20 protein-coding genes, 1 tRNA gene and 1 other RNA gene are annotated in these 24,026 nt (G+C 65.8%); 11 read left to right on the top strand and 11 right to left on the bottom strand.

Annotated features, from left to right (window positions below; genetic code table 11):
- From CYJ22_RS04085 to pheS, 5 genes are all read right to left on the bottom strand, one after another.
- A partial coding sequence (locus CYJ22_RS04085; protein WP_101601551.1) for an argininosuccinate synthase occupies positions 1–1,136 on the bottom strand: 1,136 nt, incomplete at its 3' end.
- Positions 1,137–1,200: 64 nt separating this feature from the next.
- A complete protein-coding gene (argR, locus tag CYJ22_RS04090; protein WP_034496546.1) occupies positions 1,201–1,722 on the bottom strand; it encodes an arginine repressor in 522 nt (173 codons plus the stop codon).
- Between the two features lie 73 nt (positions 1,723–1,795).
- Entirely contained in the window at positions 1,796–2,284 is a 489-nt protein-coding gene (locus CYJ22_RS04095; RefSeq protein WP_101601338.1) for a flavodoxin domain-containing protein, read from the bottom strand.
- 102 nt (positions 2,285–2,386) lie between these two features.
- The gene (gene pheT / locus CYJ22_RS04100; RefSeq protein ID WP_101601340.1) at positions 2,387–5,035 is read right to left on the bottom strand and encodes a phenylalanine--tRNA ligase subunit beta; all 2,649 of its coding nucleotides are present in this window, start codon (positions 5,033–5,035) and stop codon (positions 2,387–2,389) included.
- Position 5,036: 1 nt separating this feature from the next.
- Positions 5,037–6,122: a phenylalanine--tRNA ligase subunit alpha gene (gene pheS / locus CYJ22_RS04105; RefSeq protein ID WP_101601342.1), complete on the bottom strand. Its 1,086-nt coding sequence runs from the start codon at positions 6,120–6,122 to the stop codon at positions 5,037–5,039.
- Positions 6,123–6,292: 170 nt separating this feature from the next.
- Between pheS and panB the strand changes: the two genes are divergently transcribed.
- The 3 genes from panB (at position 6,293) to ppgK (ending at position 8,957) form a co-directional block, all read left to right on the top strand.
- Positions 6,293–7,153: a 3-methyl-2-oxobutanoate hydroxymethyltransferase gene (gene panB, locus CYJ22_RS04110; protein WP_007588727.1), complete on the top strand. Its 861-nt coding sequence runs from the start codon at positions 6,293–6,295 to the stop codon at positions 7,151–7,153.
- Between the two features lie 27 nt (positions 7,154–7,180).
- Positions 7,181–8,065 carry a type I methionyl aminopeptidase gene (gene map / locus CYJ22_RS04115; protein ID WP_193390525.1) on the top strand — a complete coding sequence of 295 codons (885 nt, stop codon included), beginning with the start codon at positions 7,181–7,183 and terminating at the stop codon, positions 8,063–8,065.
- Between the two features lie 139 nt (positions 8,066–8,204).
- Positions 8,205–8,957, top strand: a complete 753-nt coding sequence (gene ppgK, locus CYJ22_RS04120) for a polyphosphate--glucose phosphotransferase (protein ID WP_007588696.1) — start codon at positions 8,205–8,207, stop codon at positions 8,955–8,957.
- Between the two features lie 53 nt (positions 8,958–9,010).
- Here ppgK and rnpB read toward each other — a convergent pair.
- Positions 9,011–9,374: RNase P RNA component class A (gene rnpB, locus CYJ22_RS04125), an RNA gene on the bottom strand.
- 52 nt (positions 9,375–9,426) lie between these two features.
- Here rnpB and CYJ22_RS04130 point away from each other — a divergent pair.
- Positions 9,427–10,239: a YaaA family protein gene (locus tag CYJ22_RS04130; RefSeq protein WP_101601345.1), complete on the top strand. Its 813-nt coding sequence runs from the start codon at positions 9,427–9,429 to the stop codon at positions 10,237–10,239.
- Positions 10,240–10,318: 79 nt separating this feature from the next.
- Positions 10,319–11,656, top strand: a complete 1,338-nt coding sequence (locus CYJ22_RS04135) for an alpha-L-fucosidase (protein ID WP_101601347.1) — start codon at positions 10,319–10,321, stop codon at positions 11,654–11,656.
- 3 nt (positions 11,657–11,659) lie between these two features.
- On the opposite strand, the gene CYJ22_RS04140 is transcribed toward CYJ22_RS04135, so the two are convergent.
- Complete coding sequence (locus tag CYJ22_RS04140) at positions 11,660–12,403, bottom strand: zinc ribbon domain-containing protein (RefSeq protein WP_101601350.1); 744 nt, start codon at positions 12,401–12,403, stop codon at positions 11,660–11,662.
- Positions 12,400–13,314 carry a Nif3-like dinuclear metal center hexameric protein gene (locus CYJ22_RS04145; protein ID WP_101601352.1) on the bottom strand — a complete coding sequence of 305 codons (915 nt, stop codon included), beginning with the start codon at positions 13,312–13,314 and terminating at the stop codon, positions 12,400–12,402. Before CYJ22_RS04145 ends, CYJ22_RS04140 begins: the two co-directional genes overlap by 4 nt.
- Positions 13,315–13,374: 60 nt before the next feature.
- Between CYJ22_RS04145 and lipB the strand changes: the two genes are divergently transcribed.
- From lipB to CYJ22_RS04165, 4 genes are all read left to right on the top strand, one after another.
- A complete protein-coding gene (gene lipB / locus CYJ22_RS04150; RefSeq protein ID WP_101601354.1) occupies positions 13,375–14,052 on the top strand; it encodes a lipoyl(octanoyl) transferase LipB in 678 nt (225 codons plus the stop codon).
- The gene (gene lipA / locus CYJ22_RS04155; protein ID WP_003795375.1) at positions 14,049–15,113 is read left to right on the top strand and encodes a lipoyl synthase; all 1,065 of its coding nucleotides are present in this window, start codon (positions 14,049–14,051) and stop codon (positions 15,111–15,113) included. The genes lipB and lipA overlap by 4 nt, the downstream gene beginning before the upstream one ends.
- Positions 15,110–16,594, top strand: coding sequence for a class I adenylate-forming enzyme family protein (locus tag CYJ22_RS04160; RefSeq protein WP_101601357.1), 1,485 nt, complete (start codon positions 15,110–15,112; stop codon positions 16,592–16,594). Before lipA ends, CYJ22_RS04160 begins: the two co-directional genes overlap by 4 nt.
- Before the next feature lie 88 nt (positions 16,595–16,682).
- A complete protein-coding gene (locus CYJ22_RS04165; RefSeq protein WP_060567123.1) occupies positions 16,683–18,050 on the top strand; it encodes an NAD(P)/FAD-dependent oxidoreductase in 1,368 nt (455 codons plus the stop codon).
- A 74-nt stretch (positions 18,051–18,124) separates the two neighbouring features.
- On the opposite strand, the gene CYJ22_RS04170 is transcribed toward CYJ22_RS04165, so the two are convergent.
- A tRNA-Val gene (locus CYJ22_RS04170) sits at positions 18,125–18,198 on the bottom strand.
- A 101-nt stretch (positions 18,199–18,299) separates the two neighbouring features.
- Positions 18,300–18,701 carry a DUF3052 domain-containing protein gene (locus CYJ22_RS04175; protein WP_101601360.1) on the bottom strand — a complete coding sequence of 134 codons (402 nt, stop codon included), beginning with the start codon at positions 18,699–18,701 and terminating at the stop codon, positions 18,300–18,302.
- 323 nt (positions 18,702–19,024) lie between these two features.
- On the opposite strand from CYJ22_RS04175, the gene aceE reads away from it, so the two are divergent.
- Positions 19,025–21,769, top strand: coding sequence for a pyruvate dehydrogenase (acetyl-transferring), homodimeric type (aceE, locus tag CYJ22_RS04180; RefSeq protein WP_101601362.1), 2,745 nt, complete (start codon positions 19,025–19,027; stop codon positions 21,767–21,769).
- 150 nt (positions 21,770–21,919) lie between these two features.
- Positions 21,920–22,489: a flavin reductase gene (locus CYJ22_RS04185; RefSeq protein WP_101601364.1), complete on the top strand. Its 570-nt coding sequence runs from the start codon at positions 21,920–21,922 to the stop codon at positions 22,487–22,489.
- Between the two features lie 73 nt (positions 22,490–22,562).
- On the opposite strand, the gene aspA is transcribed toward CYJ22_RS04185, so the two are convergent.
- Positions 22,563–23,975 (bottom strand): aspartate ammonia-lyase, encoded by a 1,413-nt coding sequence (gene aspA / locus CYJ22_RS04190; protein ID WP_101601366.1) that lies wholly within the window; start codon positions 23,973–23,975, stop codon positions 22,563–22,565.
- Between the last annotated feature and the right edge of the window lie 51 nt (positions 23,976–24,026).

The raw sequence follows: 24,026 nt of genomic DNA on the forward strand, positions 1-24,026 counted from the left end.
GAGGACGACTGATCGAATGTATCGCCGGTCTCGTAGGTCGCAAGATTGAAGTCGTACAGTGAGGACTCGGAGCGGCGACCGTTGACGGTCGCACGACCACCGTGCAGCACCATGCGGATGTCGCCGGAGACATATTCCTGCGTGTGCTCGATGAACGCATCCATCGACTTCTTCAGCGGGGAGTACCACTGGGCCTCGTACACGAGCTCGCCCCAGGTCTGCTCCAGCTGACGCTTGTAGCGGCGCTGCATGCGCTCCAGCGTCACCGACTCGAGGGCCTGGTGGGCCTCGATGAGCGCGACGGCACCGGGAGCCTCGTAAATCTCGCGAGACTTGATACCGACGAGTCGGTCCTCGACCATGTCGATACGACCGATGCCCTGAGCGCCGGCGCGGCGGTTCATCTCCTGGATGGCCTCGAGCGGCGTGACGGGACGGCCGTCGATAGCAACCGGGATGCCCTTATCGAAGGTGATGACGACCTCGTCAGGCAGCGGCGGGTAGGTCGGGTCGTCGGTGTAGTTGTAGACGTCCTTCGTCGGGGCGTTCCACAGATCTTCGAGGAAGCCGGTCTCAATGGCGCGGCCCCACACGTTCTGGTCGATCGAGAAGGGATTGTGCTTTGTCGTTTCGATCGGCAGGTTGTGCTTCTCGGCGTAGTCGATCGCGACGTCACGCGTCAGAGCGAGGTCACGGACAGGGGAAATGCAGTCCATGTCGGGCGCCATCGAGGTAATCGAGACCTCGAAACGGACCTGGTCATTGCCCTTGCCCGTGCAGCCGTGGGCGACTGTCGACGCACCAAACTCGCGAGCCGCCTTCACCAGGTGCTTGGTGATGACGGGACGCGACAGTGCCGACACGAGGGGGTACTTGCCTTCGTACAGAGCGTTAGCCTTGAGCGCGGGCATGCAGTATTCTTCTGCGAACTCGTCGCGGGCGTCCGCCACGTACGCTTCCACGGCGCCACAGTCGAGGGCGCGCTGGCGAATGACCTCAAGATCTTCTCCGCCCTGGCCGACGTCAACGGCGACGGCGACGACCTCGCGGCCGGTCTGCTCGCCGATCCATCCGATGGCGACAGAGGTGTCCAGGCCGCCTGAATACGCCAGGACGACGCGATCTTTGCTCGACATGTGGGTTCCTTCCAATTGTTGGGTTCGTGGTGCCCGGGCAGTGTTCGTACGAACGAGGCCGGAGCTAGTTTTCGGGGAGTGCGCCGGGTTCGGCGAGGGCCAGCAAGGATCGTTCAACCTCAGCCGCGCCTTCTTCGCTGCGGCAGATCACGAGGATTGTGTCGTCGCCAGCGATTGTTCCGGCGATCTCGTCGCGCCTCACCGCGTCGATCGACGACGCAAGGAGGTTAGCTGCACCCACCTGGGTACGCAGGACGAGCTGGTTTCCCACCTTCACGGAGGTGACAAGGAGGAGCTGGCACCAGCGCGCCAGACGGACGTTCGCGGCTTCAGCGTCGTGGGTAAGACCGCCGTCGTGGTCGGGCACCGTGTAGATGAGCGCACCGGATACATCGCGGATCTTCGTCGCGCGCAGGTCCATCAGATCGCGAGAGAGGGTCGTCTGGGTGACGTCAATCCCCCGCTCGGCCAGGCGAGCACGCAGTCCTTCCTGGCTACCGATCGACTCGGACGCCAGAAGATCACGGATCATCTCATGACGCGCACTCTTGGTGCTCGGAAACGCGGGTGTTGCACTCATATGCATGATTATACACACGAACGCATATAAATAAGCAAGCGGGCGAGGGATGTCCCTCACCCGCTTGCTCTCACAACTCTCAGGCCTTCAACGCAGCCGCGATATCGTCGGCCCACGCCTCGATCGCGTCCCAGTCGCGGAAGTCGCCCTCAACGACACCGGCGAGGCGCGCAACCGAGCGCTCGCGCAGCGACAGAAGCTCCGGCTTGTAGCGACCCGGGAAGGTACGCAGCTCACGGCAGTTGACGTGGGTGAGCAGCGGACCGACACGATTACCATCCTGCTCCGAGTGCTTCGGCACGCCATTCATGCCGACGGAGAAGGCCCACACCGGCTTGTCGCGCAGATCATCCTTGAAGCGCTCCATGAAGTCGTGCGCCTCGGGCATCCACTGGAGAATGTAGACGGCAGAGCCAACGATCACAGCGTCGTAGGGTTCAACCGTGGTCACGTCAGCAGGCGCGACACGATCGACAGTGAAACCCGCCGCTTCGAGGCGCTTAGCGATGGCGTCGGCGACCTCATCCGTCGCCCCGTGCTTTGATGATGCAGTAACAAGGATGTGCATGTATCCATCGTAAAGCGAAGACCGGTCGAATCGATGGGCACAACGCCCCAAATGAGTGGGGTGCCACACCGCCGATTCGACCGGCCTGTCGCTTCGTGGGCCTTATGCGCGCAACGACGCCCCCAGGACCTTGGATGCCTTCGCGACGACCTGCTCGCGTACCTGCGAGGATTCCTTCGCGGTCAGCGTGTGGTCAGCCGCGCGCAGACGCAACGCAAAGGCGAGAGAACGGTAGCCCTCGGGCACCTGATCGCCCTCATAGATGTCGAAAAGCGTCACGGACTCGGCAAGCTGGCCGGCCCCCTGGCGCACAATCTGCTCGACGCGCGACGCGGGGATATCGGAGGGCACGACGAGAGCAATGTCTTCCTTGGCCAGTGGGAACGTCGAGACACCCTTGACCTGGATGGGCGCCTCGCTCATCTGAGAGATCAGCGCATCCATGTCGATCTCGAATGCGCACGAACGGGACGGCAGGCCGAAGGCGCGGCAGGCCGCGGGCGACAGCTCGCCAGCAAGAGCAACATCGACGAGGTCACGACCAGCGCGCACGAAGACGCGTGCGACGCGGCCGGGGTGGAACGGTGCGACCGCTGCGGGATCCGTCGCCGGAGCAGGCATCGGAGCACCCTTGTGCGCGGGCACCTCGTCCATCCAAGCGCGGGTCACCTCAACGCGTACGCCGAGCCCCGAGGCCACACGACGCACGTACTCGAGGGCGTCGGCCCAGTCGTAAGCGCGGGCGTTCGCCAGGACACCGGCCGGAACAGCCTGTCCGGTCAGGACACCGCCAATGCGCCAGGGCTGCGCGGGAATACCAGCTTCAAGCGCCGCGATCACCTCGTCGGAGGGACGTTCCTGAGCGCTGGGCAGGTCCGCCGGGACAGTGCCCGCGGGACGGGCAACCTTGGCGACCTCGAAGATCGCGACGTCTGCGTTGGAGCGCGACACGTTACGGCCGGCGACGTCGAGAAGGGTATCGAGCACCGTGGTGCGCAGCCAGGGGGCGTCATCCGCCATCGGGTTGCGCAGGCGCAGGGCCTCGCGACGCGGATCGTCGGCGGGAACACCCTGACGATCCCAGGTGTCGGACACGAACGGGTAGGACTCGACCTCGACCAATCCGCCATCGGCCAGCGTAGCGGCGGCCAGACGGCGCGCCTTCTGCGCGACAGTCAGACCGTGGCCAGCCGGAGCAGTCGGCATCACAACGGGGATATTGTCGTAGCCGTCGAGACGCGCGACTTCCTCGACCAGGTCTGCCGGGAGCGTGAGATCGGGACGCCACGAGGGAGCCGTCACCGTGAACGCGCCATTATCGGGGCCTTCGACGACGCAGCCGACCGTGCGCAGTAGCTCGGCGATGCGCTCGGGGGCGTGGGCCACGCCGGTCAGGCGTTCCACCTCACCGACGGGCAGCGAAATGACGACAGCCTCGCCGCGCTGATCTACATCCGTGACGCCCGGATCGAGCGTGCCGCCACCGTATTCGACGAGGAGCTCAACGGCACGCTGGGCAGCCACCGCGGGAAGCTGCGGGTCCGTGCCGCGCTCGAAGCGCTTCGCGGCCTCCGAGTGCAGCTTGTGTCGGCGCGAGCTGCGGGCGACGGACACCGAATCGAAGTGTGCAGCCTCGAACAGCACGTCAGTCGTTCCTTCGCCAACCTCGGAGTAGGCACCACCCATGACACCGGCGATACCGATGATGCGTGATCCCTCTCCCTCGGGAGAGTCGGTGATGAGCAGATCCTGCGGGTCGAGCTCGCGCTTTTCCTCGTCCAGGGTCACCAGCGTCTCGCCCGCGCGAGCGCGGCGCACGACGATCGGGGCGGCCAGGTCGCCCAGGTCGTAGGCGTGCATCGGCTGACCGAGGTCAAGCATGACGTAGTTAGTAATGTCAACGGCCAAAGACAGCGAGCGCATGCCTGCGGCTTCGAGACGCTCGACCATCCAGCGCGGAGTCGCAGCGTTGGGGTTCGTGCCGCGCACGACGCGAGCAACGAAACGGTCCACACCGACGCGGCCGCGGATCGGGGCGTCGTCGGAGAATACGACCGGGAAACCGTCGGCGTTCGCAGCAGGCGGCTCAGCCGCGATCACGCCGGGCAGCCCCGGATCGCGGAACGCGGCGCCCGTCGAGTGCGAGTACTCGCGAGCAATGCCGCGCATCGAGAAGCAGTAGCCGCGGTCCGGGGTCACGTTGATCTCGAGGACCTCTTCGCCCAGCCCCAGCCAGGAAACAATGTCCGTACCGACGGCAGGAATCTCGCGGTCCGGGAAGTACTTCGGCAGCACGATGATGCCGTCATGGTCCTCCCCCAGTCCGAGTTCGCGCGCGGAACAGATCATGCCGTCAGAGACGTGACCGTAGGTCTTGCGCGCGGCGATCTGGAAGTCTCCGGGCAGAATTGCCCCGGGCAAAGACACGACGACCAGGTCGTCGACGTCGAAGTTGTGGGCACCGCAGATGATGCCGCGGCTCGGCAGCTCCGAGGGCTCCTTGCCGGTGCCGGGAGCATCGTTGTGCTCGCCGACATCCACGCGGCAGTAGTTCACGATCTTGCCGTTCGAGGCGGTCTCCTCCACACGGGTGAGGACGCGACCCACCACGAGCGGGCCGGTGACTCGCGCCGGGTGAATCTCTTCCTCTTCAAGGCCGACCTTCACGAGGGCGGCGGCAAGCGCCTCGGCATCCGTGCCCTCGGGAACATCAACGTGGTCGGACAGCCAGCTCAGCGGAACCATAGGCATGTCAGTTACCCCTTCCATTCACTCCGAACTGCTGGGAGAAACGAACGTCTCCCTCAACGATGTCATGCATGTCGGCGATGCCGTGACGCAGCATCAGCGTGCGCTCGATACCCATGCCGAACGCGAAGCCCGAGTAAACCTCGGGGTCGACGCCGTTGGCGCGCAGCACGTTCGGGTTGACCATGCCGCAGCCGCCCCACTCGATCCAGCCGGGGCCGCCCTTCTTCTGCGGAAACCATAGATCCATCTCGGCGCTGGGCTCCGTGAACGGGAAGTACGAGGGACGCAGACGGGTCTTCGCCTCGGGGCCGAACATGGCCTTGGCGAAGTGGTCGAGGACGCCCTTCAGGTGAGCCATCGTCAGGCCCTTATCGACGGCGAGGCCCTCCACCTGGTGGAACACCGGCGTGTGCGTCGCATCAAGAGCGTCGGAGCGGAACACCTTGCCGGGGCACGCCACGTAGAGAGGCACGCCACGCGACAGCATCGCATGCGACTGGACCGGAGAGGTGTGCGTGCGCATCACCAGGTGTGCACCATCCTCGGTCTCGGCGCCCACACTACGGCCGTCGATGTAGAGCGTGTCCTGCATCTGGCGAGCGGGGTGATCGATGTCGAAGTTCAGCGAGTCGAAGTTGAACCACTCGTGCTCGATCTCCGGCCCCTCGGCGATATCCCAGCCCATCGCCACGAAGAAGTCGGCAACCTCTTCCATCAGGGTCTCGAGGGGGTGGCGAGCTCCCACCGCGCGACGCGCAGTCGGCAGCGTCACGTCCACGGACTCCTCGACCAGCATACGAGCCTCATGCTCAGCGGCGAGAACGGCCTTGCGCGCCTCGAGCGCGTCAGTCAAAGCCTTGCGCGCCTGTCCAAGGTTCTTACCGGCGAGACCGCGCTGCGCGGGTTCGAGTGAGCCGATCGTGCGATTCGCCGTGACAAGGGGTGCCTGATCACCGAGGATCGCAGCTCGGACGGCCTTGAGAGCGTCGAGTGAATCCGCGGCTTCGATATCGGCGAGGCCGGCCTCGCAAACGGCGTTGACGGCTGCCTCGTCAAGAGGATCAAGGTCAGGGGCATTGCCAGCCATGTCCTGCTTCCTTCTTCTTTCCATCTGGGGTCATTACTGCGCGCATGACGCGCACCGCCCACTATCCTACCCGTTCACCTATCCTCACAGCTCACCGGATCCACGGGCGCGCTACCCTGTAAGACGTGAATGCGCTCTCGCGCGCTCCAACAGCTCACCGAAGGAATCCCGTGTCTCACATCACGCAACCGGAGAACGCGGCCACGGCCTCGTCCCAGGCGCCCGCCCTCTTTTCTGCCAAGCGTGTGCGTATCCAGCACATCGCGCGCGCCAAGGCCGAGGGCATTCCCCTCACGATGCTCACCGCCTACGATGCGCTCACTGCGCCCATTCTCGAGGCAGCGGGCGTTGACATGCTGCTCGTTGGCGATTCGCTCGGCAACGTGATTCTCGGCCACTCTTCGACACTGCCCGTGACCCTGGAGGACATGGAGCGCGCCACCGCCGCCGTCGCTCGCTCGACCTCGCGCGCCATGATCGTCGCCGATCTGCCCTTCGGCACCTACGAGGACACGGTCGAGCACGCTTTTGCCTCCGCAACTCGCCTCATGAAGGCCGGGGCACACGCGGTGAAGCTTGAGGGCGGGCAGAGCCGCGCTCATATTATTGCTGGCCTCGTCTCGGCCGGTATCCCCGTGTGCGCACACCTGGGCTACACGCCCCAGTCGGAAAACACCTTGGGCGGGCCCCGCATGCAGGGCCGTGGAGCCGGCGCCGATGCGCTTCGCCAAGACGCCGAGGCCGTCGAGAAGGCCGGCGCCTTCGCCGTCGTCTTCGAGATGGTGCCCGCTTCTATCGCCACGGAACTCACTCAGACGCTCTCAATCGCAACGATCGGTATTGGCGCTGGTCCCAACACGGACGGCCAGGTTCTCGTCTGGTCCGACATGGCGGGCTACTCCGACTGGACGCCGTCGTTCGTGCGCACGTTCGGCCAGCTCGGAGCGGCCCTCCGCGAGGCTGCGTCCGACTACGTGGAGGCCGTGCGCGAGCGTTCCTTCCCCGGACCCGACAACTACAAGAACGACTGACGCTACCCGCTGAGAAGAGGAATACACATGGAAGCATCCGCACTCGCTCGTCGTGCACCCCTCGGCACGCTAAAGCCGGGACGCGTCTCACCAATGCGCGCGGTCCCCGAGCACATCGAGCGCCCCGAATACATGTTCCACGACGGCCCCGAGCGCGTCACTGCCTCGGAGATCAAGAGCCCCGAGACTATCGCGAAGATCCGCGAGGCCGGACGTATCGCGGCGGGCGCCATCGAGGCCGTCGGCGCGGCCATCGCACCGGGCGTCACCACCGAGGAACTCGACCGCATCGGCCACGAGTTCCTCATCGCGCACGACGCCTACCCCTCATGCCTGGGCTACATGGGCTTCCCCAAGTCCATCTGCACCTCCATCAATGAGGTCATCTGCCACGGCATTCCCGACGACCGTCCGCTCGAAGACGGCGACATCATCAACATCGACATCACCGCCTACAAGGACGGCGTGCACGGCGACACGTGCGCGATGTTCGAGGTTGGCACCGTCGACGAGGAGTCACACCTGCTCATCGAGCGCACGAAGAACGCCATGATGCGCGGCATCAAGGCCGTCGGCCCCGGCCGCGAGATCAACGTGATCGGTCGCGTCATCGAGGCCTACGCGAAGCGCTTCGACTACGGCGTGGTGCGCGACTACACCGGACACGGCGTCGGCGAAGCCTTCCACTCCGGTCTGATCATCCCCCACTACGACGCAGCTCCGGCGTACGACACGGTCATGGAGCCCGGCATGGTCTTCACGATCGAGCCGATGCTGACCCTCGGCACGGTCGAGTGGGAGCAGTGGGACGACGACTGGACGATCGTCACCGCCGATCGTTCGCGCACGGCCCAGTTCGAGCACACGATCGTCGTCACCGAGGATGGGGCTGAAATTCTCACCCTTCCGTGACGCTGATTCTTCGAGGCCCGCCTTCGACTCTCACAGTCTGAGGCGGGTTTCGCTATTAGTCGTGACATCCCATACAATTCGGGTACGGCGGGCTTCAGGGGCCCGCCGACAACAGGATTTCATTACCCGAGGAGGGGTCATGGCTCAGGTCGCATGCGGCATCGATATCGGCGGATCGGGCGTCAAGGGCGCGCTCGTTGATCTGGAAACCGGCGAGTACATCGGCGATCAGGTTCGAATTCCCACCCCCACCCCCGCGACGCCCGACGCTGTCGCAGCGGTGTGCCGCGAGGTCATCGATCAGCTCGGCGTCACAATCGGCGTTCCGATCGGCGTCACCTTCCCCGCCCCCGTCTTTGACGGCGTCATCCCCTACATGGCGAATCTCGACCAGTCGTGGGTCAACGTCAATGTCGACGAGCTGATGGAGCGCTACCTGGGACGCGCTGTCGTCGCACTAAACGACGCGGACGCGGCGGGTATCGCCGAGGTCGCATTCGGCGCAGCCAAGGGCCGCGACGGCGTCATCGTGTTCACCACCCAGGGCACCGGAATCGGCTCGGCGATTATCGTCAACGGCACTCTCCTCACCAACACCGAGCTCGGCCACCTCGAGATCGACGGCACCGATGCGGAGAAGAACGCCTCCTCGGGCCAGAAGACCCTCCAGGGCCTGAACTGGGAGCAGTGGGCGCAGCGCCTCCAGCGCTACTACAGCCACGTCGAGTTCCTGCTCAACCCCGACCTCTTCGTGGTCGGTGGCGGCGTGTCTGAGAACCACGAGAAGTTCATGCCGCTCCTGGATCTGAAGACCCCGATGATCCCCGCGAAGCTTCTCAACACCGCCGGCATCGTCGGTGCCGCCTACTACGCGGCGCAGCACAGCGCCTGATCGCGGACGCACCGAGCACGCAGAAGGACCCCGACGCGAGTCGGGGTCCTTCTGGCATCTGTCGGCCTATACGCCGGGTTCTGTCACGCACGCCGTTACCGGTCGTGCGGTGGCGACCATCTATCTAGGACCGTCGTTACCGACGGCCTCCAGCAACCTACCCGCAGGCATTGGACGGGCCGCCCTGCCTGCTGCTCGGTCTTGCTCCGGGTGGGGTTTACCTAGCCGACGCAGTCACCTGCGCCGCTGGTGAGCTCTTACCTCGCCTTTTCACCCTTACCGCCGCATACGCGCCGGTGGTTTGTTTTCTGTGGCACTGTCCCGCGGGTTACCCCGGGTGGCTGTTAGCCATCACCCTGCCCTGTGGAGCCCGGACGTTCCTCGAGCGTTTCCGCGCGCGGCCGCCCAGCCGGCAGATCCGCATCGATCATAGCGCGCATGTCCGCGCCCCCGCGATAGGGTGGTCACCATGCTGATCTGGTTGCCCCCGTCGGAGGGAAAGAACGCGCCTGCGCAGGGCCCGTCTTTGGACGTCAACGCACTGTCCCGCGCTAGCCTCGCGACAAGCCGTCGCACCGTCTGCAACGCGCTCGCGGCTCTCGGAGACGGCCCCGAAGCGGCTGCCGTCCTGAAGGTCGGCGCACGCATCGACCTCTCCGTGAACACCGCACTCGATTCTGCTCCCTGCGCCCCGGCCTCGTCCCTGTTTACCGGAGTGCTGTACGAGGCGATTGAGGAGTGCGCACCGAACGCCTGGACAAGCGCAGGTGCGGCGAACGTATCGATCTTCTCTGGACTCTTTGGAGTCCTCTCCCCTAGTGACTTCATTCCGGACCATCGTCTTGCGATGGGTGTATCCCTGCCTGACCTCGGCGTCCTGTCGACCTGGTGGGCGCCGCGACTCGACGAGACTCTGTCCGCTGAGGCATCGGAGCGCATCATTATCGATGGACGATCCGGACCCTATCGCGCCGCGTGCAAAGCACCGTGGGCGCGCGTCTGGGAGCTGCGCGTCGAGCGCGAGGCGGACGGCAAGCGCTCGGTCATCTCCCATGATGCGAAGCGTTGGCGCGGCGCCATCACCGGGCTGCTGCTGGCCTCTGACGGCTATCGCGCCGAGGAAACCTCGGCAGCGGAAAAGGCCCTGGAGGAGGCCGCGTACTCGCTGTCACTGGGTGACGCGAAGGGACACGAACACCGCGTGACTGGCGTGGAATATGGCCCTGAAAAGCAGACGAAAAAGGGCGGATCAACACGCACAGTCACGTTGGTTACGCACTGATAGGTAGGCTATCCTTTTTCCGGAACCTGCAGGGTGCAGGACCGGCCGACACATCGGCCATCAAGCGGAAACCATAGGCATGATCAACGAGGACTACCTGGCCAATATTCGGCCCACCCACCGTCAGCTCCAGTGGCAGAAAATGGAGATGTACGCGTTCATCCACTTCGGTATGAACACGATGACGGACCGCGAGTGGGGCGAGGGCCACGAGGATCCCGCCCTGTTCAATCCGGGCAACGTCGATGTCGATCAGTGGATGCGCGCCCTCGTCAGCGCCGGCATGACCGGCGTAATCCTGACCTGCAAGCACCACGACGGGTTCTGCCTGTGGCCGTCGGCTTACACGAAGCACTCGGTGGAGTCTTCGCCGTGGAAGGGCGGGCGCGGTGACCTCGTGCGCGAGGTGTCCGACGCGGCCGCGCGTCACGGTCTCAAGTTCGGCATCTACCTCTCCCCCTGGGACATGACCGAGCCGACCTACGGCCAGGGCGAGGCCTACAACGACTTCTACATCAACCAGCTCATCGAGCTGCTCACCCACTACGGCCCGGTCTTTTCCGTGTGGCTGGACGGCGCGTGCGGCGAGGGCCCCAACGGCAAGGTGCAGGTCTACGACTGGCAGCGTATCTACGACACGGTCCGCGCGCTGGCCCCCGAGGCCGTCATCTCGGTGTGCGGCCCGGATGTGCGCTGGTGCGGCAACGAGGCCGGCTCCGTTCGAGCCAACGAGTGGTCGGTCGTTCCGGCATCCCTGCGCGAGGCCGAGCGCACCGCAGAGAAGTCCCAGAAGGCCGACGACGGCGAGTTCTCTCGTCAGGTGGCTTCCGGGGACGAGGATCTGGGCTCGCGCGAGGCGTTGGCCGACTATTCCGGTCCCCTCGCCTGGTACCCGGCCGAGGTCAATACCTCAACGCGCAAGGGCTGGTTCCACCACGACGTCGAGGACTCGCAGGTGCGCAGCGTCGAGGAGCTGTTCTCGATCTGGAAGGGCTCGGTCGGCGGGAATGCCACCTTCCTCCTGAATGTTCCGCCGAACCGCGACGGCCTGATCGCAGACGCTGACGTCGAGGTCCTGGCGCGCCTGGGCGAGAAGATCGCTGACTTCCGCTCGCGTCGCATCACAGCATCCCGCGAGGACGACGGCGACGTCGTGACCCTGCGCTTTGATGAGCCTCACGCGCTTGGCGCGATCGTCCTCGAGGAGGACATCTCCCAGGGGCAGCGCATCGACGAGGCCGTGGTGACCGCGTACGTCGACGGCGACGTTGAGCGGGAGATTGCTCGTGTCCAGTGCGTCGGCTACCGCCGCATCGTCACCCTGGAAAAGCCCGTGACCGCCACCCGGGTGCGGGTGACGGTCACGAAGAGCAGGCAGGGCTTCTACCTGGCGGACGCCTACGTTATCGAGGCCTGAGCCTCAGCGCGGCGTGTTCGCCGCCGTGCGCACGACGATCTGTGCCGTGTCCTCGGTCAGGTAGAGCTCGTCGGCGGGCGTCAGGCGAATACGCTCGAGTTCCATCGGGCTCAGGTCGGCGGCGACACCGATTCCGTAGCCATCGCGGACCTCAATGACGGCGAGAGCGCCGTTGCGGCGGCGCGCGTCCTCGTACTCCTCGAGAAGGTCCGCGGGCAGACGATCGGCGAGTTCACGACGTTTTGCGATGATGCGACGCAGTTCCTCATCGGAATCGGCGACGTCGGCCTCGAACTGGGCCTTGAGCGCCTCGATGTCGGCGGCGATAGCCTGAGCCTCGGCCTTCATCTTGTCCTGGGCCGCACGGGCGGCCTCGACGCGTTCCTCGGCCTCCACCTGATCGTCCTCGAGCTTGGCGAGGCGGCGGTCCATCTGGGCGATCTCGTGTTCCATGGCCGAAATGTCCCGCAGCGGCACCTGGTTGTTGTCGATGCGGCTCTGCTGGCGCTTGCGACGCTCAGTGACCTTCGCAATCTCATCTTCGATGCGGGTCACCTCACGCATCGTGTCCGCGATAACGGCACTCTGGCTGATCGCGGCGCGCTGGAGGTCAGCAACGCGTCCGGCGAACTCGCGAACCGTCGCGTGCGCGGGGTGAGAATCGCGCTTGTGGCGCAGCGCCGACTCCTTCTGGTCGAGCTTCTGAAGCTCGAGAAGTTCGAGCTGGTCGGTGTGCGATGCTTTCACGCTAGTTCTCCCTGGGTGACTCGGTGGCTGGTCCATGGCTCGGTGACAATCGTAGAGACTTCCACGCGAAGTTCCACATCGGCGGTGCGAGCGGCCTCGCGCAGCTTTCGTGCGAGGACGGGAAGCCACGGGGACTCTGTCGCCCAGTGGGATCCGCACAGCAGCGCGGGGGCGCCGCCCTCGAGGTGCTCGGAGGCGGGGTGATGGCGCAGGTCCGCCGTGAGGTACACGTCAACTCCGGCGGCGCGCGCCGCTTCGAGCGCGCTATCCCCAGCGCCGCCCAGAACGGCTACACGCTGCACCGGGGCAGTTTCGTCGCCACCGACGAAGAGACCGGAGGGGCCCGCAGGCAGCACGGATGCGACGTGGTCAGCGAAGGCGCCGAGCGTGGTCTCGTCGACGGTGCCGACGCGTCCCAGGCCGATCTCGTGTCCCTCGGCGTCGGTGCCACACGGCTCCAGGGGCGCGGTATCGCGCAGGCCGATCAGATCGGCGAGCGCCGTCGCGACGCCGTCGCAGGCCACATCCGCGTTGGTGTGCGCGTTAAACAGCGCGATACCGGAGCGGATCAGGGTCGTGACGACGCCGCCCTTCGGGTCGGTCACCGGCAGGAAGGACGCGCCGCGCAGGAGCAGCGGGTGGTGCGTGATCACCATGTCGTAGGATTCCCCGTCACCGGACGGACCGGCGACAGCCTGAGCGGCAATAGCCGCGGTGGGATCAAGCGCGAGGAGAATCGACCGAACGGGAGCGAAGGGGTCGCCAACGATAAGCCCGACGCGGTCCCACGGCTGGGCCGAAGCCGCCGGATACCAGGACTCCATGAGGGCCATGACGTCGCCGACAGTCCACGTCGATGCGGACGTATCGGCCGTGATAGAAGGGCCATTGAGTTGAGACGAAGACTGCATGCGTCAAGCATACCGGACCCCCATCTGGCAAGGGACCATGCCCGCGACTATGATCACAACGTGCAGATTTTGAGTCTACTCGACCAGGGGTTGGTCGAATACACGCAGGTTGACGCGCTCCAGCGCTCCCTGCACGAGGAGGTCCTCGCCGGCGGCGAGGACACGCTCATCGTTTCTCAATTTACGCCCACGTGGACGGCGGGTCGCCACACGAAACCCGAGGATATTCCCTCCACGACCGTACCCGTAATCCGTACCGATCGAGCGGGCTCCGCCACGTGGCACGGCCCCGGCCAGGTCGTCGTCTACCCCGTCGTTCGCCTGCGCGAGCCCGTCGACCTCGTGCAGTGGATCCGCGCGGTCGAGGCCTCGGTCATCGACACCGTCCGCGAGGTCTGGGGCCTGCCCGTGCACCGCGTCGAGGGCCGCGCGGGTGTGTGGCTGACCGAAGAGGGTCGCCGCGACCGCAAGATCTGCGCGATCGGCCTGAAGGTGGCGCGCGGCGCGACCCTGCACGGCATTGCCCTGAACGTCGACATCGACCCGGCGCACGCTTTCGAGGGCATCATCCCCTGCGGCCTCACGGACGCCGACGTGACCTCCCTGTCGTGGGAGGGCATCCACACGACGGTTTCCGACGCCGCATCCGAACTTCTCCCGCGCATGGTGGAGCACATCTCCCCCTGCCTGGCGACCACTCCCACTTCCGTTTCCTACACGATGAGGTCAACGCTATGAGTACCCTGCCCGATCCCGAAGGACGCAAGCTCCTGCGCATCGAGGTGCGTAACTCGCAAACTCCGATTGAGAAGAAGCCCGAGTGGATCCGCACGACCGCCAAGGCCGGCGAGAACTACCAGGACATGCGCTCCCTGTCGCATGCCAAGGGTCTGCACACGGTGTGCGCCGAGGCCGGCTGCCCCAACATCTACGAGTGCTGGCAGGACCGCGAGGCGACCTTCCTGCTCGGCGGTGCCCTGTGCACGCGCCGCTGCGACTTCTGCGACATCGCGACGGGCCGTCCCACGGAGTACGACAAGGATGAGCCGCGTCGTATCGCCGAGTCCGTGCGCGACCTCGACCTGCGCTACGTGACGATCACGGGCGTGACCCGAGACGATCTGCCCGACGGCGCGGCGTGGCTCTATGCCGAGACGTGCCGCCTCATCCACGAGCTCAACCCGGGCACGGGCGTGGAGCTCCTCGTGGACGACTTCCGTGGTCAGGCCGAGTCGATTGACATGGTCATCGAGGCGGGTCCGCAGGTCTTCGCGCACAACCTCGAAACGGTGCCGCGAATCTTCAAGAAGATCCGCCCCGCCTTCAACTACGACCGCTCGCTCGCCATGATCAAGCGCGCCCACGACGGCGGCATGGTCACCAAGTCGAACCTGATTCTGGGCATGGGCGAGACGCGTGAGGAAATCAGCGCCGCCATGCGCGACCTGCATGCGTCGGGCTGCGACCTGCTGACCCTCACGCAGTACCTGCGCCCCTCTCCACTCCACCACCCGATCGACCGCTGGGTCCACCCCGAAGAGTTCGTCGAGCTGGCAGCGGAGGCCGAGGAGCTTGGCTTCGCGGGCGTCATGGCCGGCCCCCTCGTGCGTTCCTCGTACCGCGCGGGCCTGCTGTGGGCCAAGGGCATGCGTGCCCGTGGCTTCGAGATCCCCGAGCAGCTGCGCCACATTGAGAACTCCGGGTCGACGCTGCAGGAGGCCGGCTCCGTCCTGGCACGCCTGAAGGAGCGCTCGGAGCGTCACGCGGCGATGGCCGCGACGGCCGCCTCGGCCTCGTGATCCCCGACTATTCTCCCGCGCGGGCGCTCCTCGCGGCGGCGCGTCGCCATCCGAACCGGCTGTCCCTGGTGGACGCGGCGACCGGCGAGGAGTGGCGCGTGCGCGAGGCGGCCGACACTGTGGCTCGCCTCGCCGCCGCCTTTGAGGATGCCGGTATCGGCGAGGGGACACGCATCGGAGTCATCGGGGCGAACTCGCCGTGGCACTACATCGCGTTCGTCGCGGCCTCGTGGCTGCGCGCGGTGACGGTCCCGCTGTCCCCGCGTATGCCCTCGGCTGCGCTCGCCTCGATGTGCGAGCAGGCGGGCGTCTCGTGGGTGTTTCTCGACGGACCCTCTTCCACCCACGCTCCCGCTCTGTCCGGGGTGGGCGCGCAGGTCGCGTCCTTTGCGGACTTGGCGGCCTGGGTGGATCGCACCACACCCATCGGCAGGGCCCCCGCGCGCTGCGGGACCGAGCTCGCCGCCATCTTGTTCACGTCGGGTTCCACGGGCACTCCTCGTCCCGTCGAGCTCACGCACGAGGTCATGTGGTGGGGATCGACGAACTTCCGCGAGGGCTTCGATTACGCGCCGACGTCGTCCGTCGTGGGTGTGTGCGCGCCCGCGAGCCACATAGGAGGCTTCAACGGCACTTCGATGGACGTGTGGACGCACGGCGGAACCCTCGTGACGCTCGGTTTTCCGGGCTCCTTCGACGCGCGCGGCGTCATCGACGCGATCGAGCGCTACGGGATCACGATGATGTTCGCCGTACCCGCGATCGTCCGTGCAATCCTCGACGAGCATGAGCGCGCCGGCGGCGACCTGTCGTCGTGGATCCGTCCCCTCATCGGCGGCGACGCGATGACGGCGGACCTCGCGGATGCAATGCGAGCGGTCGGCCTGTCCCCCATTCACGTGTGGGGCATGACCGAGACCTCCGGTGCGGGCACGGTCGCGACTCCTGATTCCTTGGCGCCAGCCGGATCGCTGGGGGTTCCTTTCCCCTACGTGGACCTGCGCGTCATGGCCACCGACGAGCGCGAAGCAGCCGTCGATGAGATGGGCGAGATCTGGGTGCGCGGTCCGGGTGTCGTGAGCGGCGAGGAGTGGCTGCGCACCGGCGACCTGGCGACGCGAGACACGGACGGCTGGCTGCACATGGTGGGACGCGCCCACCGCATGATCAACACGGCCGGAGAGCTCGTCGCTCCCCCGACGGTCGAACGCGCCCTGCGCTCCCTCGACGAGGTGTCGGATGCGCTCGTCGTGGGACTGCCGGATGGGCGCTGGGGGCAGATCGTCGCGGCGCTTATCGTGCCTTCTGTGCAGGGCCGGGCCCAGGCCTCGTCCATAAGTGCTGATTCACTGTCCAATGCCCTGCGAGATTCCCTCGCTCCGTGGGAGAAGGTGCGTCGAGCCCTGGTCGTCGACGCGCTGCCGACCACGACGACGGGCAAGCCGGATCCGGTCGCGGCAGCACGCCTCTTCGACGCGTGAGGACATTGGGCCCTAGTGCGCCAGACCTCACAAAGTGCAAGCACCATATTTAGGTAAGATTAGCCTTGCTTAATTGAAGGAGAGTCTTATGTCCCGCCACCGCATTGTCATCATCGGTTCCGGCTTCGCAGGCCTGACAGCAGCTCGTCGACTGAAGAACGCCGACGCCGACATCACCATCCTGGCCCGTACTTCGCATCATCTCTTCCAGCCTCTGCTGTACCAGGTGGCCACGGGCATTCTCTCCGAGGGCGACATCGCCCCGACCACGCGCGAGATCCTGCGCGGCCAGAAGAACGTGACCGTCCTGCAGGCCCTCGTCGAGGAAATCGACGTCAAGACTCGCACTGTCAAGTGGCGCAACCACAACAAGCACGAGCGCACCGAATACGACACGCTGATCGTCGCGGCGGGTGCGGGCCAGTCCTACTTCGGCAACGACCACTTCGCGGTGTTCGCCCCCGGCATGAAGACCATCGACGACGCCCTCGAGCTGCGCGCGCGTATTTTCGGCGCCTTCGAGCTGGCCGAGATCGAGACCGACCCGACTGCGGTCGACAAGCTCCTGACCTTCGTCGTCGTGGGCGCCGGACCGACCGGCGTGGAGATGGCCGGACAGATCCGCGAGCTCGCCTCGCACACGCTCAAGGGCGAGTTCCGCAACATCGACCCGACCAAGGCGCGCGTCATCCTGGTGGACGGCGCAGAGCACCCCCTCCCCCCGTTCGGCGAGGAGCTCGGCCTCAAGACCGAAGAGGCCCTGGCCAAGCTTGGCGTCGAGATGAAGATGAACGCCTTCGTCACCGGCGTGGACTCCGAGGGAGTCACCCTCAAGTACAAGTCGGGCGAGGAAGAGCGGATCGAGTCCGTGTGCAAGGTGTGGGCCGCTGGCGTCGCGGCGAGCCCGCTGGGCCGCGCGCTGGGTGAGGCGACGGGTGCCGAGGTGGACCGTGCGGGGCGCGTCACCGTCAACAAGGACCTCACACTGCCGGGCCACCCCGAGATCTTCGTGCTCGGCGACATGATGGCCTTCCCGGGCGTCCCCGGCGTCGCACAGGGCGCGATCCAGTCCGCGCGCTTCGCCGCCGACACGATCGCCGCTCGCCTAGCGGGCCGCGCCCCCAAGACCACCGAGTTCGTCTACAACGACAAGGGCTCGATGGCGACCATCTCTCGTTTCCAGGCCGTCGTGAAGATGGGCAACAAGAAGCTGACCGGCTTCGTCGCCTGGGTGGCCTGGTGCTTCCTGCACCTGCTCTACATCGTCGGCTTCAAGTCCCAGGTGGGCACACTGGTCAGCTGGTTCTTCAGCTTCCTGTCCGGCGCACGCCCCCAGCGCACGACCACGAACCAGCAGCTGGTGGGCCGCCTGGCCCTGGAGCAGCTCGGCGCTGGCGCATCCGGCAAGCTTGTCGTCGGTGAAGACGTCGCCGAGGAGCGCGCTCAGGAGGACTGACGCGCGTCGCGCACACTGCTCGAAGCAAACACTGAGGGGCCGGAAGCTGCTGCTTCCGGCCCCCGAGCGTTTTGTGGGCCCTACCGGGCTCGAACCGATGACCTTCTGGGTGTAAACCAGACGCTCTAGCCAACTGAGCTAAAGGCCCCACGCACGCGCCAATCTACCAGAAGCGACGCCTACGGTCACGTTCGAGGCAGAGCGTCACAGCACAGAACAGCGCTGGCCCGCCCATGCCTCGTCGAAACACTAGCGGCGCGAACGCGGACGCGCGGTCAGGCGCACGCCCGCCCAGTTGTCCCCGAGCGCCGTCGACGTCGTCGCGTGCAGGCCTGCGATCTCCGCGGACTCCTCTACATCGCCCACGCGCACGGAGTTGGGGCGTCCCGGCTTGGGGATCAGCACCCAAATCAGGCCGCCGTCGTCCAGGTTCGACATCGCGTCCACGAGCACGTCCGCGAGGTCCTCTTCCTCGGCGTCGTCTGCGCGCCACCAGACGATCGCGCCGTCCACGACGTCCGCGTAATCGACGTCGACGAGCGGATGCCCCGTCTCCCCTTCAATCGCATCGCGCACGGCCTGATCGACGTCATCATCGACGTAGAACTCCTGCACGATCGCATCGGACGCAAAACCCAGGCTCACTGCCATCACGCAGCACCGCCCATCAACGAGCTGGCGCTCAGTGTCTTATCAACGTTCACGCCTTCATCCTAGGGCATTGGAGCTACTCGAATGCAAGGGATGGACCACGATAGAAGACTCCTACGAACACTGCCCCGTCTGAACAGGGGAATTACCCGACGGTACCCGCCCGCAGTCCGGTGATACGCACCTCATAGTGGATACGCAAGGCAAACACTCGCAAAGACACCCCAATAGTGGGACAATGGTCCCGATATGTGCGGTGTCGCTAGAGGACACCGCTCACGCACGCTGCGCAAGCAGCACTGAGTCAAGCGAGAAGGTACACCGTGAGCCAACTCCACGAGTCCCACCCCGTCGTCAACGGCCTGATTCCTCAGGTTCCCGACAACGACCCCCAGGAGACCGCCGAATGGGTTGAGTCCCTGTCCGGGCTCATCAACGAAAAGGGCGGCCCCCGCGCACGCTACATCCTGCTGCACATGCTGGACGAAGCGCGCCGCAACGGCGTTCAGCTCCCCCAGGAATACACGACCCCCTACGTCAACACCATCCCCGTTGACCAGGAGCCGTACTTCCCCGGCGACGAAGCCATGGAGCGCGAATACCGCCGCTGGATCCGCTGGAACGCCGCCGTTCAGGTGACGCGCGCCCAGCGCCCCGGCGTCAAGGTGGGCGGACACATCTCGTCCTACGCCTCGGTTGCCACCCTCTACGAGGTCGGCCTCAACCACTTCTTCCGCGGCAAGGACCACCCCGGCGGCGGCGACCACGTCTTCTTCCAGGGTCACGCCTCCCCCGGCCCCTACGCCCGTGCCTTCCTCGAGGGTCGTCTCTCCGAAGAGGAGATGGACGGCTTCCGTCAGCAGGTCTCCACGGAGCACGGCCTGCCCTCGTACCCGCACCCGCGCCAGCTCGATCACTTCTGGGAGTTCCCCACGGTCTCGCTTGGCCTGGGGCCCGCCGAGGCCATCTACCAGGCCTGGTTCGACCGCTACCTGCACATGAACGGCATCAAGGACACGTCGCAGCAGCACACGTGGGCCTTCATCGGCGACGGTGAGATGGACGAGCCTGAGTCCCGCGGCATGCTCCAGCTCGCCGCTCAGCAGCGCCTGGACAACCTGACCTTCGTCATCAACTGCAACCTGCAGCGTCTCGACGGCCCGGTGCGCGGCAACGGCAAGATCATCCAGGAACTCGAGGCTTTCTTCAAGGGCGCCGGCTGGAACGTCATCAAGGTCATCTGGGGCCGCGGCTGGGATCAGCTGCTGGCCGCCGACAAGGACGACGCCCTCGTCCACGTCATGAACGAGACCCTGGACGGCGACTACCAGACCTTCCGTGCGAACGACGGCGCCTACGTGCGTGAGCACTTCTTCGGGCGTGACCCGCGCACCAAGGAAATGGTCAAGAACTGGACCGACGAGCAGCTTTGGGAGCTCAAGCGCGGCGGCCACGACTACCGCAAGGTCTACGCCGCCTACAAGGCCGCCATGGACCACACCGGCCAGCCCACGGTCGTCCTCGCGCACACCATTAAGGGCTACGCGCTGGGCACGCACTTCGCGGGCCGTAACTCGACGCACCAGATGAAGAAGCTGACGCTCGAGGACGCCAAGCAGCTGCGCGATCGCCTGCAGATCCCGATCACTGACGAGGAACTCGAGCGCGATCCCTACATGCCCCCGTACTACATGCCGCCGGCCGATCACCCGGCCCTGCAGTACATGAAGGAGCGCCGCGAGATCCTCGGCGGTTGGGTGCCCGAGCGCCGCGCCGACCGTCAGCCCAAGCTCCCCGCCCTGCCCACGCGTCCCTTCGAGGCGCTGTCCAAGGGCTCCGGCAAGCTCGAGGTCGCCACGACCATGGCTCTCGTGCGCCTCATCAAGGACCTCCTCAAGGACAAGGAGGTCGGCAAGTACTTCGTGCCAATCATCCCCGACGAGGCCCGTACCTTCGGCCTGGACGCGATCTTCCCTTCGGCGAAGATCTTCAACACGACCGGCCAGTCCTACACGCCCGTCGACGCGGACATGATGCTGTCCTACCGTGAGTCCGAGCAGGGCCGTATCCTGCACACGGGCATCACCGAGGCCGGCTCCTCCGCCGCCTTCCAGGTCGTCGGCACAGCGTACGCCACGCACGACCTGCCGATGGTGCCGATCTACATCTTCTACTCGATGTTCGGCTTCCAGCGCACGGGCGACCAGTTCTGGGCCGCGGGCGACCAGCTGACCAAGGGCTTCGTCATCGGCGCGACCGCCGGCCGCACGACGCTTGCGGGTGAGGGCCTGCAGCACATGGACGGCCACTCGCACGTCCTGGCTGCCACCAACCACGCGTTCGTCTCCTACGACCCGGCCTACGCGTACGAAATCCGCCATATCATGGCGGACGGTCTGGAGCGCATGTACGGCGACGCGGGCGACCGCGACCCGAACGTCATGTACTACATCACCGTGTACAACGAGCCGATCCACCAGCCGGCCGAGCCCGAGAACGTGGACGTCGAGGGCATCATCAAGGGCATCTACAACCTCGATGAGCACCAGAACTTCGGCGGCCCCAAGGCTCAGCTGCTCGCCTCCGGCGTCGGCGTGCCGTGGGCGCGCGAGGCCCGCGAGCTGCTCGCCCGCGACTGGGGCGTGGACGCCGCCGTGTGGTCCGTGACCTCGTGGAACGAGCTGCGTCGCGACGGCCTGGATGCCGAGGAGCACAACTTCCTGCACCCGTCCGAGCCCCGCCGCACGCCCTACGTGTCGACGAAGCTCGCGGGTCGCGAGGGTCCGTTCGTGGCTTCCTCCGACTTCGACCGTATGCTGCCCGACCAGATCCGTCAGTGGGTCCCCGGCGACTACCACGTGCTCGGAGCGGATGGCTTCGGCTTCTCCGACACCCGTCGCGCTGCCCGTCGCTGGTACCACATCGATGCCGAGTCGATGGTCGTGCGCACGCTCGCTGCCCTGGCCGACAAGGGTCAGGTTGACCCGTCCGTCGTCCAGCAGGCGATCGAGAAGTACGACCTGTTCAACTACTCGATCCAGGGCAACGACCACGCTGGCGAGGAGTGATCGTCGCTAGGCCCGCGCTCCTCCATCGCGGTGCCCAGCGGTCATGAGAACGAGGCCGGGGATCCCCACGCGGGGTCCCCGGCCTCGTCGTTTGGGCCAAGCAATGGGATCGGCACTGCCTGCCCGCCGTATCCGGCAGACAATAGACGCATGCACGTTCCCTACGAAACCGAGAAGTTCTACTACGGCTTCCCCGTCTACATCCTGGCCTATCCGGACGAGACCGTCGGCGTCGGTATCACGACGGGTTCCTCCTCATACTCGCTGGGGCAGATGGTCATGATCGGCTGCGACTCCACCACGCATGCCGCCCGCTCGATCAAGCGCTTCGGCGTCTGTTCCCTCAATCTGTTCGGCGCCGAGGCCATGGGACTCTTTGAATACGCGGGAACAGTCTCGGGCGGCGACAAGCTCCGCGACGCGCACGTGCCGTCAAGCGATCACGATGGCATCCCCGTACTCGACGGCTCCCAGATGAGCCTGCTGTGCCGTGTCCTGGAGGCCACGGACGACGGCACTTACACACACTTCCGCTGCGAGATCACTCAGCGTCTGGTCGACTCCGCGCTCATCGATGACCGCGGTCGCTTCCGCTACGAGGACCTGCGCACCGTGGAGTACGTGGGCGACGCTCGCAGGCGCATCTACCGATATTTCTCGGACAGGGTGGAGCGTTTTGGCACTTTCGTGCGCTCCTTCAAGGAGTCTCTACTCCCCTAGCGGAGCCAGCCCACAACGAAGGCCGGGGCCCCACGCGGGGTCCCCGGCCTCGTCGTTAGCGAGCTTCAGGCGCTCAGTCTTCCTCGGTGCCCGCGTACTTCGGGTTCGCGAGGTTCTCGGGCGAGAGGATGCGCTCGACCTCTTCCTCAGACAGAAGCTCCATGTCGTGGATGACCTCGCGGACCGTCTTGCCCTCGGCCGCGGCGCGCTTACCCACGACGTCGCCCAGGTGGTGACCAATGACGTCGTTGAAGTACGTGACGATGCCGATCGAGTTCTCCACGTAGCCGCGGCACACCTCTTCGTTGGCGGTGATGCCGGTGATGCAGCGCTCACGCAGCGTATCGCAGGCATTCACGAGGAGGTTGATGGACTCGATGAGCGCCTGCGCGATCACGGGCTCCATGACGTTGAGCTGAAGCTGGCCCGCCTCGGCCGCCATGGTGACGGTCTGGTCGTTGCCGATGACCTTGAAGCACACCTGGTTGACGACCTCGGGGATGACGGGGTTGACCTTGGCAGGCATGATCGAGGAACCCGCGGCCATCTTCGGCAGGTTGATCTCATTGAGGCCGGCGCGGGGGCCCGAGGCCAGCAGACGCAGGTCGTTGCAGACCTTGGAGAGCTTGACGGCGCTGCGCTTGATCGTGGCGTGCATGGACACGTACGCGCCCGTATCGGACGTGGCCTCGAGGAGGTTCGGCGAGCCGACGACGCGGGCACCCGTGATGCGGCGCAGGTGGCGCACGACGACCTGCTGGTAGCCGTCCGGGGTGTTCAGGCCGGTGCCGATCGCGGTCGCACCGAGGTTCGTCTCCAGGAGCAGCTCGGCGTTGTTGACGAGGCGCTCATCCTCCTCGCGCAGCGTGTGCGCGAAGGCGGAGAACTCGCTGCCCAGCGACATCGGAACGGCATCCTGCAGCTGCGTGCGGCCCATCGTCAGAATGTGGCGGAACTCGGCGCCCTTCTCATCGAAAGAGTCGGCGAGCTCGTCGATGGCCTTGCGCAGCCGGTTAACCTTGCGCCACAGGGCGATGCGGAACGCCGTCGGGTAGGCGTCGTTCGTCGACTGGGAGCGGTTGACGTGATCGTTGGGGTTGATGATGTCGTAGCGGCCCTTCTCCTCCCCCAGGATCTCGAGCGCCAGGTTCGCGATGACCTCGTTCGCATTCATGTTGACGGAGGTGCCGGCACCGCCCTGGAACTGGTCCACGGGGAACTGGTCCATGCAACGGCCGTTTTCGATGATCTCGTCGCAGGCTGCGATGATCGCCTCGGCCTTGGCCGGCTTCATGGCCTTCAGCTGCATGTTCGCCATGGCGCACGCCTTCTTCACCTGCGCGAACGCGCGGATGAGTTCGGGTGCTTCATTGATCGTGCGACCCGAGATCTGATAGTTCTCGATTGCTCGCAGCGTATGAATGCCCCAGTACGCATCCTCGGGTACTTCGCGGGTGCCGAGCAGATCTTCTTCGGTGCGGGTCAACGTTGTTCCTTCCGTCTGTTCGCCCGCCGGTTCATTCCGGCAGGTGCGCCT

Source organism: Schaalia odontolytica (assembly GCF_002847525.1).
Lineage (GTDB): Bacteria > Actinomycetota > Actinomycetes > Actinomycetales > Actinomycetaceae > Pauljensenia > Pauljensenia odontolytica_B.

What these genes read in the sequence shown, in the direction of transcription:
- argR (WP_034496546.1), bottom strand. Translation starts at nt 1,722, where the DNA reads ATGCATATGAGTGCAACACCCGCGTTTCCGAGCACCAAGAGTGCGCGT.
- CYJ22_RS04095 (WP_101601338.1), bottom strand. Translation starts at nt 2,284, where the DNA reads ATGCACATCCTTGTTACTGCATCATCAAAGCACGGGGCGACGGATGAG.
- pheT (WP_101601340.1), bottom strand. Translation starts at nt 5,035, where the DNA reads ATGCCTATGGTTCCGCTGAGCTGGCTGTCCGACCACGTTGATGTTCCC.
- pheS (WP_101601342.1), bottom strand. Translation starts at nt 6,122, where the DNA reads ATGGCTGGCAATGCCCCTGACCTTGATCCTCTTGACGAGGCAGCCGTC.
- map (WP_193390525.1), top strand. Translation starts at nt 7,181, where the DNA reads ATGGAAGCATCCGCACTCGCTCGTCGTGCACCCCTCGGCACGCTAAAG.
- ppgK (WP_007588696.1), top strand. Translation starts at nt 8,205, where the DNA reads ATGGCTCAGGTCGCATGCGGCATCGATATCGGCGGATCGGGCGTCAAG.
- CYJ22_RS04130 (WP_101601345.1), top strand. Translation starts at nt 9,427, where the DNA reads ATGCTGATCTGGTTGCCCCCGTCGGAGGGAAAGAACGCGCCTGCGCAG.
- CYJ22_RS04135 (WP_101601347.1), top strand. Translation starts at nt 10,319, where the DNA reads ATGATCAACGAGGACTACCTGGCCAATATTCGGCCCACCCACCGTCAG.
- CYJ22_RS04145 (WP_101601352.1), bottom strand. Translation starts at nt 13,314, where the DNA reads ATGCAGTCTTCGTCTCAACTCAATGGCCCTTCTATCACGGCCGATACG.
- lipA (WP_003795375.1), top strand. Translation starts at nt 14,049, where the DNA reads ATGAGTACCCTGCCCGATCCCGAAGGACGCAAGCTCCTGCGCATCGAG.
- CYJ22_RS04165 (WP_060567123.1), top strand. Translation starts at nt 16,683, where the DNA reads ATGTCCCGCCACCGCATTGTCATCATCGGTTCCGGCTTCGCAGGCCTG.
- CYJ22_RS04175 (WP_101601360.1), bottom strand. Translation starts at nt 18,701, where the DNA reads ATGGCAGTGAGCCTGGGTTTTGCGTCCGATGCGATCGTGCAGGAGTTC.
- CYJ22_RS04185 (WP_101601364.1), top strand. Translation starts at nt 21,920, where the DNA reads ATGCACGTTCCCTACGAAACCGAGAAGTTCTACTACGGCTTCCCCGTC.